12 protein-coding genes, 2 tRNA genes and 1 other RNA gene are annotated in these 15765 nt (G+C 70.3%); all 15 read left to right on the forward strand.

Going from position 1 to position 15765, the window contains the following annotated elements; all coding sequences use genetic code 11:
• Positions 1-165: 165 nt before the first annotated feature.
• The 15 genes from ACVGV2_RS04465 (at position 166) to ACVGV2_RS04535 (ending at position 15660) form a co-directional block, all read left to right on the forward strand.
• Positions 166-3069, forward strand: coding sequence for a UPF0182 family protein (locus tag ACVGV2_RS04465; RefSeq protein WP_459165874.1), 2904 nt, complete (start codon positions 166-168; stop codon positions 3067-3069).
• Between the two features lie 327 nt (positions 3070-3396).
• A tRNA-Met gene (locus ACVGV2_RS04470) sits at positions 3397-3470 on the forward strand.
• A 170-nt stretch (positions 3471-3640) separates the two neighbouring features.
• Positions 3641-3714 (forward strand) — tRNA-Met (locus ACVGV2_RS04475).
• Positions 3715-4520: 806 nt separating this feature from the next.
• Positions 4521-5018: a PadR family transcriptional regulator gene (locus ACVGV2_RS04480; protein ID WP_459164778.1), complete on the forward strand. Its 498-nt coding sequence runs from the start codon at positions 4521-4523 to the stop codon at positions 5016-5018.
• Between the two features lie 253 nt (positions 5019-5271).
• Positions 5272-6381 (forward strand): peptide chain release factor 2, encoded by a 1110-nt coding sequence (gene prfB, locus ACVGV2_RS04485; protein WP_459164779.1) that lies wholly within the window; start codon positions 5272-5274, stop codon positions 6379-6381.
• Positions 6382-6724: 343 nt separating this feature from the next.
• Positions 6725-7414, forward strand: a complete 690-nt coding sequence (gene ftsE / locus ACVGV2_RS04490; RefSeq protein WP_459164780.1) for a cell division ATP-binding protein FtsE — start codon at positions 6725-6727, stop codon at positions 7412-7414.
• Between the two features lie 43 nt (positions 7415-7457).
• The gene (gene ftsX / locus ACVGV2_RS04495; protein WP_459164781.1) at positions 7458-8360 is read left to right on the forward strand and encodes a permease-like cell division protein FtsX; all 903 of its coding nucleotides are present in this window, start codon (positions 7458-7460) and stop codon (positions 8358-8360) included.
• A 9-nt stretch (positions 8361-8369) separates the two neighbouring features.
• Positions 8370-8846, forward strand: coding sequence for an SsrA-binding protein SmpB (smpB, locus tag ACVGV2_RS04500; protein ID WP_459164782.1), 477 nt, complete (start codon positions 8370-8372; stop codon positions 8844-8846).
• Positions 8847-9027: 181 nt separating this feature from the next.
• Positions 9028-9400: a transfer-messenger RNA gene (gene ssrA / locus ACVGV2_RS04505) on the forward strand.
• 245 nt (positions 9401-9645) lie between these two features.
• Entirely contained in the window at positions 9646-10935 is a 1290-nt protein-coding gene (locus ACVGV2_RS04510) for a heparan-alpha-glucosaminide N-acetyltransferase domain-containing protein (RefSeq protein ID WP_459164783.1), read from the forward strand.
• Positions 10936-11103: 168 nt separating this feature from the next.
• A complete protein-coding gene (locus ACVGV2_RS04515; RefSeq protein ID WP_459164784.1) occupies positions 11104-11484 on the forward strand; it encodes a hypothetical protein in 381 nt (126 codons plus the stop codon).
• A 233-nt stretch (positions 11485-11717) separates the two neighbouring features.
• Entirely contained in the window at positions 11718-12548 is an 831-nt protein-coding gene (locus tag ACVGV2_RS04520; RefSeq protein ID WP_459164785.1) for a GNAT family N-acetyltransferase, read from the forward strand.
• A 227-nt stretch (positions 12549-12775) separates the two neighbouring features.
• The gene (locus tag ACVGV2_RS04525) at positions 12776-13945 is read left to right on the forward strand and encodes an MFS transporter (protein WP_459165875.1); all 1170 of its coding nucleotides are present in this window, start codon (positions 12776-12778) and stop codon (positions 13943-13945) included.
• Between the two features lie 148 nt (positions 13946-14093).
• Positions 14094-14330, forward strand: coding sequence for a DUF6158 family protein (locus tag ACVGV2_RS04530; RefSeq protein WP_459164786.1), 237 nt, complete (start codon positions 14094-14096; stop codon positions 14328-14330).
• A complete protein-coding gene (locus ACVGV2_RS04535) occupies positions 14323-15660 on the forward strand; it encodes an NAD(P)/FAD-dependent oxidoreductase (protein WP_459164787.1) in 1338 nt (445 codons plus the stop codon). Before ACVGV2_RS04530 ends, ACVGV2_RS04535 begins: the two co-directional genes overlap by 8 nt.
• Positions 15661-15765: the final 105 nt, after the last annotated feature.

Below are 15765 nucleotides of genomic sequence, written 5' to 3' on the forward strand. Positions count from 1 at the left end.
CCGGGTCTCCGACCGGGGGACGGATCCCGCCGAATGCCCGGTACATCCAGTTCGTGCAGGCGCTTCCGCGAGTGCTTTTCCGACATCGTAGAGTGAAAACTCACGAGGGCGGAGCGTGCCGCCGCCCGGGCCCGACGATCGTGACCAGGAGCGTGCGCTGTGGCCATGCGGCCCCCGGCAGGGATGCCCAAGCTGTCCAGGCGAGCCCGGATCCTGCTGATCCTCGGCGGCGTCGTGCTCGTCGCCCTGATCGCTGGATCGCGGCTGCTCGGGACCTATGTGAACTGGCTGTGGTTCGGTGCGGTCGACTACCGCCAGGTCATGACCACTCAGCTGCTGACGAGGCTCGGGCTGGGCGTGGCCGTGGCGGTGTTCGTCGGCGCCGTCGTGCTGCTGTCGCTGTGGTCGGCCTACCGCAGCCGGCCCGTGTTCGTGCCCGCGAGCGGTCCGGACGACCCGCTGGCGCGCTACCGCACCGTCGCCACCGAGCGGTCCCGCCTGTTCGGACTGGGCATCCCGATCGTGGTGGCGGTCTTCAGCGGCTTGGCCGGGCAGGCGCAGTGGCAGGTCGTGCAGCTGTTCTTCAACAGCGTGCCGTTCGGCCAGACCGATCCCCAGTTCGGCAACGACATCAGCTTCTACACGTTCGAGCTGCCGTTCTGGCGGCTGCTGCTGACGTGGGCGTTCATCGCCGTGGCACTGGCGTTCTTCGCCGCGCTGGTGACGCAGTACATCTTCGGCGGCATCCGGCTCGCCGGCCGCACGGGGCAGTTCTCCGTGGCCGCGCGGGTGCAGCTGGCGGTCTGGGCCGGCATCTTCGTGCTGCTCAAGGCCGTCGACTACTTCCTGGCGCGCTACGACCTGCTGCTGTCCTCGCGCAACGACCTGTTCACCGGCGCCAGCTACACCGACCTGCACGCGGTGCTGCCGGCGAAGCTCATCCTCATGTTCATCGCGCTGTTCTGCGCGGTGGCGTTCTTCGCCGTGATCTTCCTGCAGAACCTGCAGATCCCCGCGCTGGCCACGGTGCTGCTGGTGCTGTCCAGCGTGGTCCTCGGGGCGATCTGGCCGGCGCTGATGGAGCAGTTCTCGGTGCGGCCGAACGCCAACCAGCGCGAAGCGCAGTCGATCGAGCGCAACCTCGCGGCCACCAAGGACGCGTACCGGGTCGGCGACGAGCACGTGAACTTCCACCCCTACCCGGGGCGGACCGAGCTGCAACCGCAGGAGGTCGCCCAGGACCAGGGCACCATCCCGAACATCCGGCTGCTCGACCCGGCCGTGCTGTCGCCGACGTTCACCCAGCTCACGCAGCAGTACAACTTCTACGGCTTCCCCGACAAGCTCGACGTGGGCCGCTACCGCGGTCCCGGCGGCGAGCTGCAGGACTACCTGCTCGCGCTGCGCGAGATCAACACCGACAACCTGGCGGCGAACCAGCGCACCTGGATCAACCGCCACATGGTCTACACGCACGGCAACGGGCTCGTGTCCGCGCCGGCCGACCGGGTCAACTCCGCGCCCGAGCAAGGCGGTTCCGAAGGCGGCTACCCGGAGTTCTCGATCAGCGACGTGGCCAACGGGGGCCAGGGCCGCATCCCCGTGGACCAGCCGCGCATCTACTACGGCGAGCTGGTCGGTGACAAGGACGACTACGCGATCACCGGTGGCGACCCGGGTGACCAGCCGCGGGAGTACGACACCGACACGCGGCGCTACACCTACGACGGCCAGGGCGGCGTTCCGCTGGACAACCTGTTCAAGCGGCTCGTGTTCGCCGCCCATCACGGCGAGCGCAACATCCTGTTCAACCAGGCCATCGGCTCCGAGTCGAAGATCCTGTACGACCGCAACCCGCGGGAGCGCGTGCAGAAGGTGGCGCCGTTCCTCAAGCTGGACGGCGATCCGTACCCGGCCGTGGTCGACGGGCGGATCAAGTGGATCATCGACGGCTACACCACGCTGGACAACTACCCGTACTCGCAGCGGACGGAGTTCGGCCAGGCCACCCAGGACAGCCAGACCGGCAGCGGCGTCACGGGCCAGCCGAACGAGCAGGTCAACTACATCCGCAACTCGGTGAAGGCCACCGTCGACGCCTACGACGGGTCCGTGAACCTGTACACCAACGACGAGCAGGACCCGGTGCTCAAGGCGTGGAAGGGCGTCTTCCCCGGGTTGATCAAACCCTCCAGCGAGGTCAGCCCCGAGCTGCGGCAGCACTTCCGGTACCCGGAGGACCTGTTCAAGACGCAGCGGGAGATCCTCACGAAGTACCACGTCGACGACCCGGGTGCGTTCTACGCGACGCAGACCTTCTGGGAGGTCCCGCCCGACCCGACGAAGAAGGGCGAGGGCGAGTCCGGGCCGCAGCCGCCGTACTACGTGGTGGCCCAGACGCGCGGTCAGGACGAGCCGACGTTCCAGCTGATGAGCCCGATGACGCAGCTGCGGCGGCAGAACCTGGCCGGGTGGATGTCGGCCTCCTCGGACCCGCAGAACTACGGTGAGATCAACGTGCTGCGGTTGCCGACGAACACGCAGACACCGGGCCCCAACCAGGTGCAGAACCAGATGGAGTCCACCCCGGAGGTCACCGAGAACCGCACGTTGTTCAACAACCCGAACGTGACGGCGATCTTCGGGAACCTGCTGACGCTGCCCGTGGCGGGTGGTCTGCTCTACGTCGAGCCGATCTACATCCAGCGCAACGAGGAGGACTCGTACCCGCAGCTGGCGCGGGTGCTGGTCTCCTTCGGCGGCCGCGTCGGGTTCCACGAAACCCTGAACGGGGCGCTGGAGCAGGTCTTCGGTGCGGGCGCCGGCAGCGGTGCCGACACCGGCCAGGACGGTCAGGACCAGCAGCAGGACGGCCAGGACCAGCAGCAGCGTCCGCCGCAGGACGGCCAGGGGAACGACCAGCAGACCTCCCAGGCGGTCGAGCGCATCAACTCGGCACTGGAAAACCTGCGCAACGCCCAGTCGTCCAACAACTACGACCAGATCGGCGCCGCCTACCAGGAGCTCGGTTCCGCGATCGAGGCCTACCGGCAGGCGCAGGGCGAGTGACCTGGAGTCCCCGCCGAGGTGGTGAGCACCCGCGCGAAATGTTCACCACCTCGGCGGGTGACGTGCGGTGGGCTCCGCGTTGGCCCGCTGGTCTGCTGGCCGCCGGGCGGACCGGGGTGGCTCCGTGCCGGCCGATCGACCCCCCGTGCGGGGCGTGGTTGGACGGTTGTTAAGCTGTGCGTACAACCGAACACGGTGTTCCACGTGCTCAGGCCGCGGACGCAACCGGATTGAGTGGTCGGCTCCCGGAATGCGGCAATTCGCTGATGCGTTGACGGTGGTGAGTTCGTGGACAGCGTGATGCACGGCCACCGTGAGCCGTGGTGACGCGGGGTGGAGCAGCTCGGTAGCTCGCTGGGCTCATAACCCAGAGGTCGCAGGTTCGAATCCTGCCCCCGCTACTGGAAGTCGGGAGGGGTTGACGCCCCTCCCGACTTTTCGCCTCCCGGTTCGACACGGCTGCTTGTTCTGCCACGATCCGAGCAGCGTGCGCCGCCGCGGGGACCCCGTGTGAACGCCCTCCGCAGCGGGTGTAGAGTGGTCATCACAAGGACGGAAAGTCCGCATACGGCGCGGGGTGGAGCAGCTCGGTAGCTCGCTGGGCTCATAACCCAGAGGTCGCAGGTTCGAATCCTGCCCCCGCTACTGGTAACCGGGAAGGGTGGTGCACCCTTCCCGGTTTTTCGTGCCCGGCCAGCCATCGTGCCCGGCCAGCCATCGTGCCCGGCCAGCCATCGTGCCCGGCCAGCCATCGTGCCCGGCCAGCCTCGTGCCCGGCCAGCCATCGTGCCCGGCCAGCCATCGTGCCCGGCCAGCCATCGTGCCCGGCCAGCCTCGTGCCCGGCCGGCGTGGTGCCTGGCCGGCACTGATGTGTTCCGCCTGCGGAGGCGGGCGTGGTGCTGTGCGAACGGCCACAGAACCGCCACGCTTCCGCGGAGTCAGCGGCGCGCGGCCCAGGAGCGGGCGCACGCGGCCGAGCACACGCGCTCGCCGGCCCGCGCCTCTGCGAGGCGGGGGAGGAGTCGTCCGCACACCACGCACGGGTCGTGCGCCTGCCGCGGCGGTGCCGCAGCGCCGTGCTCACCGCAGCGGGCCGCGGTTCGCGTGCGGCCGCGGATGACTTCGGTGCGGTTCCATCGCCCGTGCATGGCCGACCTCCGTTCGCCGGGTGCCCCGCATGGTGCTCCTCGCGGGGCCCGCCTGGACAGACCCGGCGGCCGAAGAGAACCGTGTCGCGCTCGGGAACCGCCCGTTCAGGGGAGTCAACGGGAGGGTGGCTGCACAGCGTGCGCATCGCGCGCGGCCCCGGCCCGCAAGCGTGTTCGCGTGCTCGCCCGGCGCGCGGCCCGGGGGCGGGCATTCGTCCACTCGGACCAGTCCACTACAACCACTGTGGACAGAAAACAGGACCATTGTGGACAGCACGGCCCGGTCGTGGCACCGTGAAGGTGTGAGCGAGCTGAATGCGACATCCGCTGCCCTTCTGGGGCTACTGCACGACGGGCCGAAAACCGGTGGTGAGCTCGTTGCTGCCGCCACCGAGCGTTTCGGCGGTTTCTTCAGCGTGACGCGCAGCCAGGTGTACCGCGAGCTGCCCGCGTTGACCGATGCCGGCTACTTGCGCCTGGGCAAGCAGGGGCCGCGGTCGAGTCAGCAGTACGTGATCACCGCGGCAGGCAAGCGCGCGTTCAAGTCCTGGTTGAACACCGAGCCGGGGCCGGACAACGTGCGCAGCCCGCTGATCCTGCGATTGGTCTACTCCGGATCGCTGACTCCGAAGCAGCGGGCCAATCTCAAGTCCTCGGCGCGTGTCCAATACCAGGAGAAGCTCGACGCGTCCAAGGCCGCGGCGAAGGCGGCGAGCGACCCGTACGAGAAGGCCGCCGCTGATTTCACCGTTTCCTACAACCGGGCGCTCATCAAGCTCATCGACGCCATCCCGGAGTGAGCTTCCTGCGGGGCTCGTGCGGTGCCGCGGCGCCCGTTCGCAGGGGCGCCGCAGTGGTGCTCCGCGCCCTCGGCCGACGCGGCCGAACCAGGTTTCACACGAACGGATGAACAATGCGGGGTGCGGGCGCTCACCCGAACGCCGGCCCGAGCACCTCTCGAGCGCCCGCCCGGGCGCGCCTGCGCCGCACCGCCGTCCGCGACGGGACGCGTCCGCATGTCGGTGAGCCGCATCCGTGCAGTACGCTGAAACCGTGAAGTCCGACGTCGGCGCTGAACTCAAGGAACTGTCCAGCACGCTGGAGAGCATCGAGAGCGTGCTGGACCTGGAGTCGTTGCGCGCGAAGATCTCCGAGCTGGAGGCCGAAGCGGCCAAGCCCGACCTCTGGGAGGACGTCGAGTACGCCCAGCGGGTCAACAGCCAGCTCGTGCACCGGCAGAGCGACCTGCGGAAGGTCACCGCGCTCCGGCAGCGCCTGGAAGACCTGCAGGTCCTCTACGAGCTCGGTGAGGACGAGGGCGACACCGCCGAGCTGCAGCAGGCCGAGCAGGAACGCGCGCAGCTGAAGGAGGACCTCGAGGCGCTCGAGGTGCGCACGCTGCTGTCCGGCGAGTACGACGAGCGCGGGGCCATGGTCACCATCCGCGCGGAAGCCGGCGGTGTGGACGCGGCCGACTTCGCCGAGATGCTCATGCGCATGTACGTGCGGTGGGCCGAGCGCCACGACTACCCGGTCGAGATCTACGACACCTCCTACGCCGAGGAGGCCGGGGTGAAGTCCGCGACGTTCCGGGTGAACGCCTCCTACGCCTACGGAACGCTCTCGGTGGAGCAGGGCACGCACCGGCTGGTGCGCATCTCCCCGTTCGACAACCAGGGGCGCCGGCAGACCTCCTTCGCCGGGGTCGAGGTGCTGCCCGTCGTGGAGGAGACCGACCACGTCGAGGTCCACGAGAAGGACCTGCGGATGGACGTCTTCCGCTCCTCGGGGCCCGGCGGTCAGAGCGTGAACACCACGGACTCGGCGGTGCGCCTCACCCACCTGCCGACGGGCATCGTCGTGTCCTGCCAGAACGAGAAGTCGCAGCTGCAGAACCGGGAAGCGGCGATGCGCGTGCTGCAGTCCAAGCTGCTGGCGCGCAAGCGCGAGGAGGAACGGGCCGAGATGGATGCGCTGAAGGACTCCGGCACCAGCTGGGGCAACCAGATGCGCTCCTACGTGCTGCACCCGTACCAGATGGTCAAGGATCTGCGCACGAACTACGAAGTGGGCAATCCGGAGGCCGTGCTGGAGGGGGAGATCGACGGGCTGCTCGAAGCGGGCATCCGCTGGCGCCGCCAGCAGGAGCAGGAAGCGGCCTGACCCGACTTCCCGGGGAGTCGGCTTCCGGCCGAACGGCTTCCCGGCGGATCAGATTCCCCGGGCGCGCACCGGCGCGCTCATCGGTGGGTCCGAACGCTGCTGAGGGACCGCCCGCGGCGGCATCATCCCGACATTCCGTGTGCACTGCGTGGTCCCCGGTTGCGGAGCGCTCCGCGCGTGATCACCGCGCATGATCACCCCGTGATCACCTCATAACGTGGTGAATCGCCTGCGTCATCACTCGGATGCGCGGCGTGTCGTAGTTGCGGCGAAACTACTGGTGAGGCCGTCATGCTGGGCCGGGCGGCGGAGCGGGCACGGCCCGTGACTAGACTTCGCTGGCGTGATCCGCCTCGAGCACGTGTCCAAGACGTACAAGACGTCGTCCAGGCCCGCCCTCGACGACGTTTCGATGCATGTCGACAAGGGCGAGTTCGTGTTCCTCATCGGCCCGTCCGGGTCGGGGAAGTCAACGGCCCTGCGGCTGCTGCTGCGCGAGGAAGTGCCGTCCCAGGGCCGGGTCCTCGTGGGTGACTGGAACGTGGCCAAGCTGCCGCGGCGGCGCGTCCCCCGACTGCGCCAGCGCGTCGGCTGCGTGTTCCAGGACTTCCGGCTGCTGAACAACAAGACGGTCGCCGAGAACGTGGCGTTCGCGCTCGAAGTCATCGGCAAGCCCCGGCACACCATCCGGCGCGTCGTCCCCGAGGTGCTGCAGCTGGTCGGGCTGGACGGCAACGCCGACCGGATGCCGCACGAGCTCTCCGGTGGTGAGCAGCAGCGGGTCGCGATCGCCCGCGCGTTCGTGAACCGGCCGCTGGTGCTGATGTGCGACGAGCCGACCGGGAACCTCGACCCGGACACCAGCCAGGACATCATGCTGCTGCTGGAGCGCATCAACCGCACCGGCACGACGGTCCTGATGGCCACGCACGACCACTCGATCGTCGACTCGATGCGCCGCCGCGTCGTCGAACTCAGTGTCGGCCGGGTGATCCGGGACGACGCCCGCGGTGTCTACGGCGTGGGCCGGTAACTCCCCGCTTCCCCCGAACCCCGAACCCAGCCAGGGAACTCAGATGCGCGCCAGCTTCGTACTCAGCGAGGTCGTCAACGGCCTGCGCCGGAACGTGACGATGACGATCGCCATGATCCTGACGACCGCGATCTCGGTCGGCCTGCTCGGCGGTGGCCTGCTCGTCGTGCGCATGATCGACAAGATGCAGGCCACCTACCAGGACCGCGTCGAGGTCGTCGTGTTCATGACCGACGACGTCAGCGCCAACGACCCCTCCTGCGACCAGCAGCCGTGCTCGAACCTCAGCTCGGAGCTGCAACAGCTGCCCGCCGTGGAGTCGGTGAACTACGAGAACCGGGACGAGGCGTTCCAGAACTTCAACCGGGTCTTCGAGTCGCAGCCGGAGCTGCGCGACGTGGTCCGCAAGGAGGCGCTGCCGGCCTCGCTGCGGGTGAAGCTCTCGGACGAGTCGCGCTCGCAGGCGCTGGTGCAGCAGTTCAGCGGCCAGCCCGGCGTCGACACGGTCACCGACCAGGCCGAGTACCTCGACCGCCTGTTCGACATGCTCAACGGGGTGCGCAACGCGACGTTCTCGGTGGCGCTGGTGCAGGCCCTGGCGGCCCTGCTGCTGATCTCCAACACGATCCAGCTCTCCGCGTTCACCCGCAGGACGGAAACCGGCATCATGCGCCTCGTCGGCGCGTCCCGCTGGTACACGCAGTTGCCGTTCCTGCTGGAAGCGGTCGTGTCCGGGCTGATCGGCGCGCTGCTCGCGGTCGGCGGGCTCGTGGTCGCGAAGTTCGCCTTCCTGGACAACATGATCACGCCGATCGCGTCCGCGGGGGTCGTGCCGCCGATCGGGATGGGCGACATCGCCGTGGTGGCGCCGATCCTGCTGCTGGTGGCGGCGGGCATCTCGGCGGTCACCGGGTACGTGACGCTGCGGCTGTACGTCCGGCTGTAGGCTGTCCGCATGGGCAAGGAGAGCGGTCGCAAGCTGATCGCGCAGAACCGGCGCGCGCGGCACGACTGGTCGGTGCTGGACACCTACGAGGCCGGCATCGTGCTGACCGGGACCGAGGTGAAGAGCCTCCGCCAGGGCAAGGCGTCCCTGGTGGACGGCTTCGCCACCGTGGACGACGGCGAGGTGTGGCTGCGCCACGTGCACATCCCGGAGTACACCGAGGGCACGTGGACCAACCACGAACCGCGGCGTTCCCGCAAGCTGCTGCTGCACGGCGAGGAGATCGCCAAGCTGCTGGGGCGGGTCCAGGAAAGCGGAATGAGCCTGGTGCCGCTGTCGTTGTACTTCTCGGACGGCAAGGCCAAGGTCGAGCTGGCGTTGGCCCGGGGCAAGCAGAAGCACGACAAGCGCCGTGACATGGCCAAGCGCGATGCCGAGCGGGAGATGCAGCGCGCGATCGGCTTGGCCCGGAAGGGGCGCCGCTGAGCGGGTCGATCCGGCACCCGCTGGAATGAATCTCGGGAACCGGGAATGATCGGCGCGCCCCCGGGCGTTATGCTGGGTGCACGGCTCGAACACCGTGCCGGGACACGCAGCAGCGAGATACGCGGTAGTGAAACACGCGGTATCGAGATGACGCCGTGTCAGGACGGCCGTGTCAGGACGAGGGGGTGACTGGTTTCGACTTCGTAGGTTGATCCGAGGGAAGCGTGCCGGTGCAGGCGGGAGACCACCGTGAAGCGTCGCCGTAACCAATAAGCGCCGACAACAAGAGTCAGCGCGAGTTCGCCCTCGCCGCCTGAGCGAGGAGCGACTCTGTCGGATCGGGGTAAGCCTCCGGCCCGAAATCCGGCATCGACTAGGAGGCTCACCACGTCGCTCGGTCGCGGAGCTTCGTGGGACATCGCACAGCGACTGGGCTCGTCACACCGGCTCGTCCGCGTGACCGGTGGAGCCGAGTAGCGACTTAGCGGACTGCGCACGGAGAAGCCTTGGTGAGGCTGCGAAGGACCCGGGTTCGAATCCCGGCACCTCCACAGCACTGCGAAAAGGGGCCACCCGCCCGGCGGGTGGCCCCTTTTCGTGCATCGCCTCGTCGTGCAGTGCGTGACCGCTCGGAGCAGCGGGATCGCCGGGCGGGACCGGTCGGGGAGGGCGCGCCGAACCGGTCGGGAAGCAGCACGTGGTCAACCCGCGGTGCGAGGCACCTCCACCCGCGGGGGCAGGTCGAAGTCACGACTCGTGCCCGACGCGTCCGCGGGCGCGTCGGGGGCAAGCTGACAGCGTGAACGATGTGAACGCTCCCGACGCGGCGTCCGGCGCCGCGCGCACCACCGCGGAACCGCCCGGCAGCTCGGCGCGAACGCGCCCGGCACGCGTGATCGGCGTGGACATCGCCCGCGGCCTGGCCGTGCTCGGCATGTTCGTCGCGCACTTCGGCCCGAGCCGGTTCGCAGCGGGCGAGGGCGGGGCCGCCGCCGCGGTCCTCGACGCGTTGTCCGCAGGCCACGCCGCGATCCTCTTCGCCACCCTGGCCGGGGTGTCACTGGCCCTGCTCAGCGGCGGACGCGCACCCCGCGACCGCGCGGCGCTGCGGCGGGACCGGGTGCGCATCGCCGTGCGCGCCGTGGCGCTCCTCCTGCTGGGCATGGTCCTGACCGAGCTCGGAGCACCGATCATGGTGATCCTGTCGTTCTACGGCGTGTACTTCCTGCTGGCGCTGCCGCTGCTGCGGATGCCTCCCGCGGTGCTCGCCGCCACCGCCGCCGTCTGGGCCCTGCTCGGCCCGGTGATCTCGTTCGCGCTGCGCAGCGGCCTCGAGCAGAGCACGGCCGGCGGCGCCATCGCCTTCTCCGACGTGGCCTCGCCCGCCGATGCGGGGCAGGCCGTGCTGCGGCTGCTGCTGACCGGGACCTACCCGGTGCTGACGTGGATGCCGTTCGTCCTCGCCGGCATGGCCCTCGGGCGTCTCGACCTGCGCGCGAACGCCGTGCGCCTGCGCGTGTTCGCCACCGGAGCGGGCTTGGCCGTGCTCGGCTACGGCGGTTCGTGGCTCGGGCTGCACGTTTTCGGCGGCGTCCGAGCTCTGGAACCGCTGCTGGACCTGCTGCGCCCGCTGGGCGAGCAAACGGGCGCGGACCCGCTCGAAATGCTGACGATGAGCACGTTCGGCACCGTGCCCACCACCGGTGGCCCCGCGGCCCTGCTGCTGTCCGGGCCGCACTCCGGCACTCCGTTCGAGATCCTCGGTTCCGGCGGGTGCGCCCTGGCCGTGCTCGCGGTCTGCCTGTTCCTCGGTGATGCGCGCGGCGCAGCGGTGCTGTCGCCGCTGGCCGCGACCGGGGCGCTCGCGCTGAGCACCTACACCGCGCAGGCGCTCGCGCTCATCCCCGTGCTGGGTGGGAGCGCGGACGCCTTCGCCCGGTGGCCGTGGCTGCTGCTCGGCGCGTTCACCTTCGCGACGCTGCTGCTGTGCGGTCTGTGGCGGTGGCTGCTCGGCCGCGGGCCGCTCGAACGGGTCCTGCACCGCGTTTCGGTGGGCGTGGCGGAGCGCGTGCCGGGAGCACGCGGCTGAGGTGGCCCGTGTCCGTGGTCGGCCGGCGGGCGCGGAATCTGCCCGCTTTCGGCGATTTTGCTGGGCACGCGCCCCTCGTTGTCGGTGGTGGCGCGCACGTGTGGCATGCTGGCCAGCCGCGTGGTCGGGGTGCCGGTACGGCCCCGACGGAGGGGAAGGAGCTCGTCGATGCCGCGTGGCGGGGTGAAACCGCTCAAGACGTTCGGGCGCATCGACCCGTTCTGCTGGCTGGCGGCCGTTCCCGGGGTGATCATCGCGATCGCGCTGGCCGTGCTGGGCACGTGGGTGCTCGGCTTCGTGGCGCTCGTCATGGTCGGGCTGCTGCTGCTGTTCGACTCGTGGGCGAACCGCCCGTTCCCGCAGGCGCGGCCGTCCCGGCCGGCCAGACGCGAGGACGCGCGGTCCGCGCGCGGCGGCTCGCAGCAGCGCTCCCGCGGCGGTGCCGGCGCGCGTCCCGGTGCGGACCGGACGCAGCGCGGATCCTCCCAGGGCTCGGCGCAGCGCGGGACGAACCGGCCGCCGCGTTCGCCGCAACGCCCTCCCCGGTGAACGCACCGGCGTTCCGGATCACCACCGCGGGCACGCGCTGTGCCGGCTTCACTGCTGTGCGGCGCGTTTTCGGGGGACAGCCGAGTTGATCACCCGGATGTAGCAGGTAGGGCGCGGCATCCGCGCGAAGGCTCCGGTGTGGACAGTGCTGCGCGGCGGGTCACCCGTGTGCGCGCGGAAAGGCCCGACCGGGCGAGTGCACCGGCCGCCGATCGTGCGGTCAGAATGGCCGGGTGGACCCATTGCACGATCCGGACGACGAGGCGCTGCTGAGCCCGCGGCAAGCGCGCGACCTCGCGGGGCTGGTGGAGAACACCCGGATGGCCTCGGCCGTGGTGCGGTACGGCACCCGGACCCGGGTGGGGGCGGCGACGGTCGTGCTCAACCAGGACAACCCGCTGTCGCAGGCCAACCACGCCTGCGGGCTGTGGGGAACGCTCGCCGAGGTCGGCAACACGCTGCTGGAGCTGGAGCAGGTCTTCGCCGAAGCCGGACGTGCCGAAGCCGTCGTGCACGCCTCCCCGACGACCGTTGCCGAGATCGACGGCATCGCCGACGACACGGGCTGGCGGGCGGTCGAGGAGGGGGTGGCGCTGCTGCACCGCGTCGAGCAGGCCGGTACCGAGCACACCCGCCGCTGCACCGGCGAGGATCTGCCCGGGATCGTCGAACTGCTCGCCGACGAGGAAGGGCTGTCGACCACCGCCGAGCAACGGCTGCAGCGCAACCTCGGCCACCGGGTGGACGATGCGCACTGCGTGCTGCGCGTCGTCGCCGAGACCACCGACACCGGCGACGAACGGGTCGCGGGGTTCGCCCAGGGCTACGTCCACCGCGGGGTGGGGCTCGTCGAACAGCTGCACGTGCGCCCGGGGCGCCGGCGCCGCGGGCTCGGCCAGGCGTTGGCGCGGGAGACGGTGCAGGCGCTGCGCGAGCGCGGTGCCCTGCTCGTCGCCGCGCACGGCGAAGAAGGCGGGGTGGCCGAGCGCTTCGCCGAGAAGTGCGGTTTCGAAACCGTCTACCCGGTGACGACCTATGCCCGCAGCATCGACGAACTGCTCTGAGCGTTCCGCCGACCTGCCGGGAGCAGCGCGCGGCCGCTCCCGCGGGAATCAGTCACCGCTCGGCGGTGTTGTGCGCATTGGCACACGCGTCTTTCAGCGGCGGTGGTCGGCGTGCTTGCCTGTCCGTTCGCCGAGCGAAGGAGGTCTGCGTGGGTGGGTCGGCAGGAGCACCGGCGCACTCCGGCGACGCCCCCGAGGGCGCGTCGGCGAACCCCGCCGCGGAGCGGATGCCCTCGGAGATCTGGATCCTCGTCTTCGGCAACTTCATCATCGCCGTCGGCACCGGCATCGTCGCGCCCGCCCTGCCCGCCTTCGCCACCAGCTTCAACGTCGGCGTCACCGCCGTGTCCATGGTCATCAGCGGTTTCGCCTTCATGCGCCTGGCCTTCGCCCCGGTCAGCGGCCGGCTCGTGGGTTTCTTCGGCGAACGGCCCGTCTACCTGTGGGGCATCGCCATCGTCGGCGTGAGCACGGCGGCCTGCGCGCTCGCCGGGGCGTACTGGCAGCTGCTGCTGTTCCGCGGGCTCGGCGGCATCGGCTCGACCATGTTCACCGTCTCCGGCGTCGCCCTGCTCGTGCGGCTGGCCCCGCCGCACCTGCGCGGCCGCGCCACCGGGATGTGGGCGACGAGCTTCCTGCTCGGCAACATCAGCGGTCCGATCGTCGGTGGTGTGCTCGTCGGGTTCTCGCTGCGCCTTCCGTTCGTCTCCTACGCGGTGGCGCTGGCGCTGGCGACCCTGGTCGGCTGGCTGATGCTGCGCCGTTCCCGGCTCGCCGCCCCCGCCACCGGCGGCGAGCGACCGGCCATGAGCGTGCGCAGCGCGCTGCGGCTGCGCAGCTACCGTGCCGCGCTGCTGTCCAACTTCAGCAACGGCTGGGCCGTCTTCGGCGTGCGCATGTCGCTCATCCCGCTGTTCGTCGTCGAGGTGCTGCACGTCGACCGCTCGATGTCCGGGGTGGCGCTGTCCGTGTTCGCCGCCGGCAACGCCGCCGTGCTGCTCGTGTCCGGACGGCTCTCCGACGCCTACGGGCGCAAACCCCTCGTGCTGCTCGGACTCGCCGTCTCCGCCGCGGGCAGCGTGGCCCTGGGCTTCAGTGGCACGATCGTGTGGTTCCTGCTCGCCTCGTTGATCGCCGGAATCGGCGCCGGCCTGCTCAACCCGGCGCAGAACGCCGCCGTGGCCGACGTGGTCGGCAGCAAGGGCAGCGGCGGACCGGTGCTGGCCGGCTTCCAGATGTCGGCCGACCTCGGGGCGATCCTCGGCCCGCTCGTGACCGGCATGATCGCCGACGCCGTGTCGTTCCAACTGGCGTTCACCGCCACCGGGCTCGCGGCCGTGCTGGCCTTCGCCGTGTGGACCACCGCCCCCGAAACCCGTGCGAAGCAGACGCGCTGACCGCCGCCCGCGCAGGCGTGCTGCGCGGACGAAAAGCCACAGATCACAGGTTTTCCGCACCGCGATCTCCGGGTAGGTCTGCAGTGGCGCCGGGTCGTGCACGCGTCCGGCGCCACTGCAGCCAGGCCGGCCAGCGCTGGAGGACGACATGACCACGCACAGCGGAGTGCCGGGTCACGCACTCGACGAGGACGCACTGCTGCGCGAACTGAGGCACCTGCACTACACGCGCTCAGAGACCTTCATGCACGGATCCGACGACTCGTTGCGGGAGCACACCGCCCGCACGTTCGAGTTGGAGCAGGAATACCTGCGGCGGCATCCGGAGCGGGATGTCGATCCGCGACGCACCCGTATCGGCGCGAGGGAGGCGCACCATGCCTGAGCCGCGCATCGTCGTCATCGGAGGCGGGCACGTCGGCTTGACCCTGGCCTTGCGGCTGCAGGAGAAGGTCCGGCCGCAGGAGGCACGTGTGACCCTGGTCGACACGCAGCCGCACATGACCTACCAGCCGTTCCTGCCCGAAGCGGCGGCCGGCTCGCTCGAACCGCGGCACGTCGTCGTGCCGCTGCGCGCGGCCCTGCCCCGGTGCGAAGTGCTCACCGCGCAGGTCAGCGGCATCGACCAGGAGCACCAGCGCGTGAGCACGACGCTGGCCGACGGCACCGAGGAGCAGCTCGGGTACGACTACCTCGTCGTCGTGCCCGGTTCGATCTCGCGCGCGCTGCCGATCCCCGGGCTGGCCGAGCAGGGCGTGGGCTTCAAGACGGTCGGCGAGGCGATCTACCTGCGCAACCACGTGCTGTCCCGGCTGGACATCGCGGCGAGCACGGCCGACGAGAAGCTGCGGCGCCGGCTGCTGACCTTCACCTTCGTCGGCGGCGGGTACGCGGGCATCGAAGCCATGGCCGAACTGGAATGCATGGCCCGCCACGCGATGGAGCACTACCCGCAGCTGCGGAAGCGCGACATGCGCTGGGTGCTCATCGAGGCGATGGACCGCATCATGCCCGAGGTCAGCCCCGCGATGGGCGACTACACCCGTCGTCGGCTCGAAGAGCGCGGCATCGAGGTGAAGCTGGGCACCACGGCGCACTCCTTCACCGACGGCTACGCCCAGCTCTCCGACGGCGACGAGTTCGAAACCGACACCGTCGTGTGGACCGCGGGCGTGAAGGCGCACCCGATGCTCGAGGAGAGCGACCTGCCGCGGGACGGCGCGGGCCGCGTGCAGTGCACCACGCAGCTGCAGGTGCGCGGGACCGACAACGTGTTCGCCGCCGGTGACTGCGCCGCCGTGCCCGATCTGACCAGCAAGGACCCCGACGCCACGCTGGGCCCGTCGGCGCAGCACGCCGTGCGGGAGGCGCGCGTGCTCGCCGACAACCTGCTGGCCGTGCTGCGCGATGAGCCGATGCAGGTGTACAAGCACAAGCACGCCGGGTCCGTGGCCGGGCTGGGCCTCTACCAGGGCGCGGCCGAGGTCTACGGCGTGAAGCTCAAGGGGCTGCCGGCGTGGCTGCTGCACCGCGTCTACCACCTGGCCAAGATGCCCACGTGGTCGTCGAAGGGCCGCATCCTCGGCGACTGGCTGATGGAGCTGCCGCTGCGGCGCCAGCTGGTGGCGCTCGGCGAGCTGCACCACCCGCGCGCCGAGTTCGTCAAGGCGGCGAACACCCGCGGCCTGCCCCAACCCAAGGACCAGGCCGGGTAGCACCGGCCCCCGCTGCTTCGAACTCACCCGCCGGGGGTGTGGACGTTTCTCGAGAAAAGTTCCCGACTTTTCTCGAGAAACGTCCACCCCTCGCCGTGAACTCGG

This window comes from Bounagaea algeriensis, from assembly GCF_054491375.1.

Bases quoted from the DNA above. Each gene is read 5' to 3' on its own strand.
- ACVGV2_RS04530 (WP_459164786.1), top strand. From the start codon at position 14,094: ATGACCACGCACAGCGGAGTGCCGGGTCACGCACTCGACGAGGACGCA.
- ACVGV2_RS04515 (WP_459164784.1), top strand. From the start codon at position 11,104: ATGCCGCGTGGCGGGGTGAAACCGCTCAAGACGTTCGGGCGCATCGAC.
- ftsX (WP_459164781.1), top strand. From the start codon at position 7,458: ATGCGCGCCAGCTTCGTACTCAGCGAGGTCGTCAACGGCCTGCGCCGG.
- ACVGV2_RS04525 (WP_459165875.1), top strand. From the start codon at position 12,776: ATGCCCTCGGAGATCTGGATCCTCGTCTTCGGCAACTTCATCATCGCC.
- smpB (WP_459164782.1), top strand. From the start codon at position 8,370: ATGGGCAAGGAGAGCGGTCGCAAGCTGATCGCGCAGAACCGGCGCGCG.
- ACVGV2_RS04465 (WP_459165874.1), top strand. From the start codon at position 166: ATGCGGCCCCCGGCAGGGATGCCCAAGCTGTCCAGGCGAGCCCGGATC.
- ACVGV2_RS04535 (WP_459164787.1), top strand. From the start codon at position 14,323: ATGCCTGAGCCGCGCATCGTCGTCATCGGAGGCGGGCACGTCGGCTTG.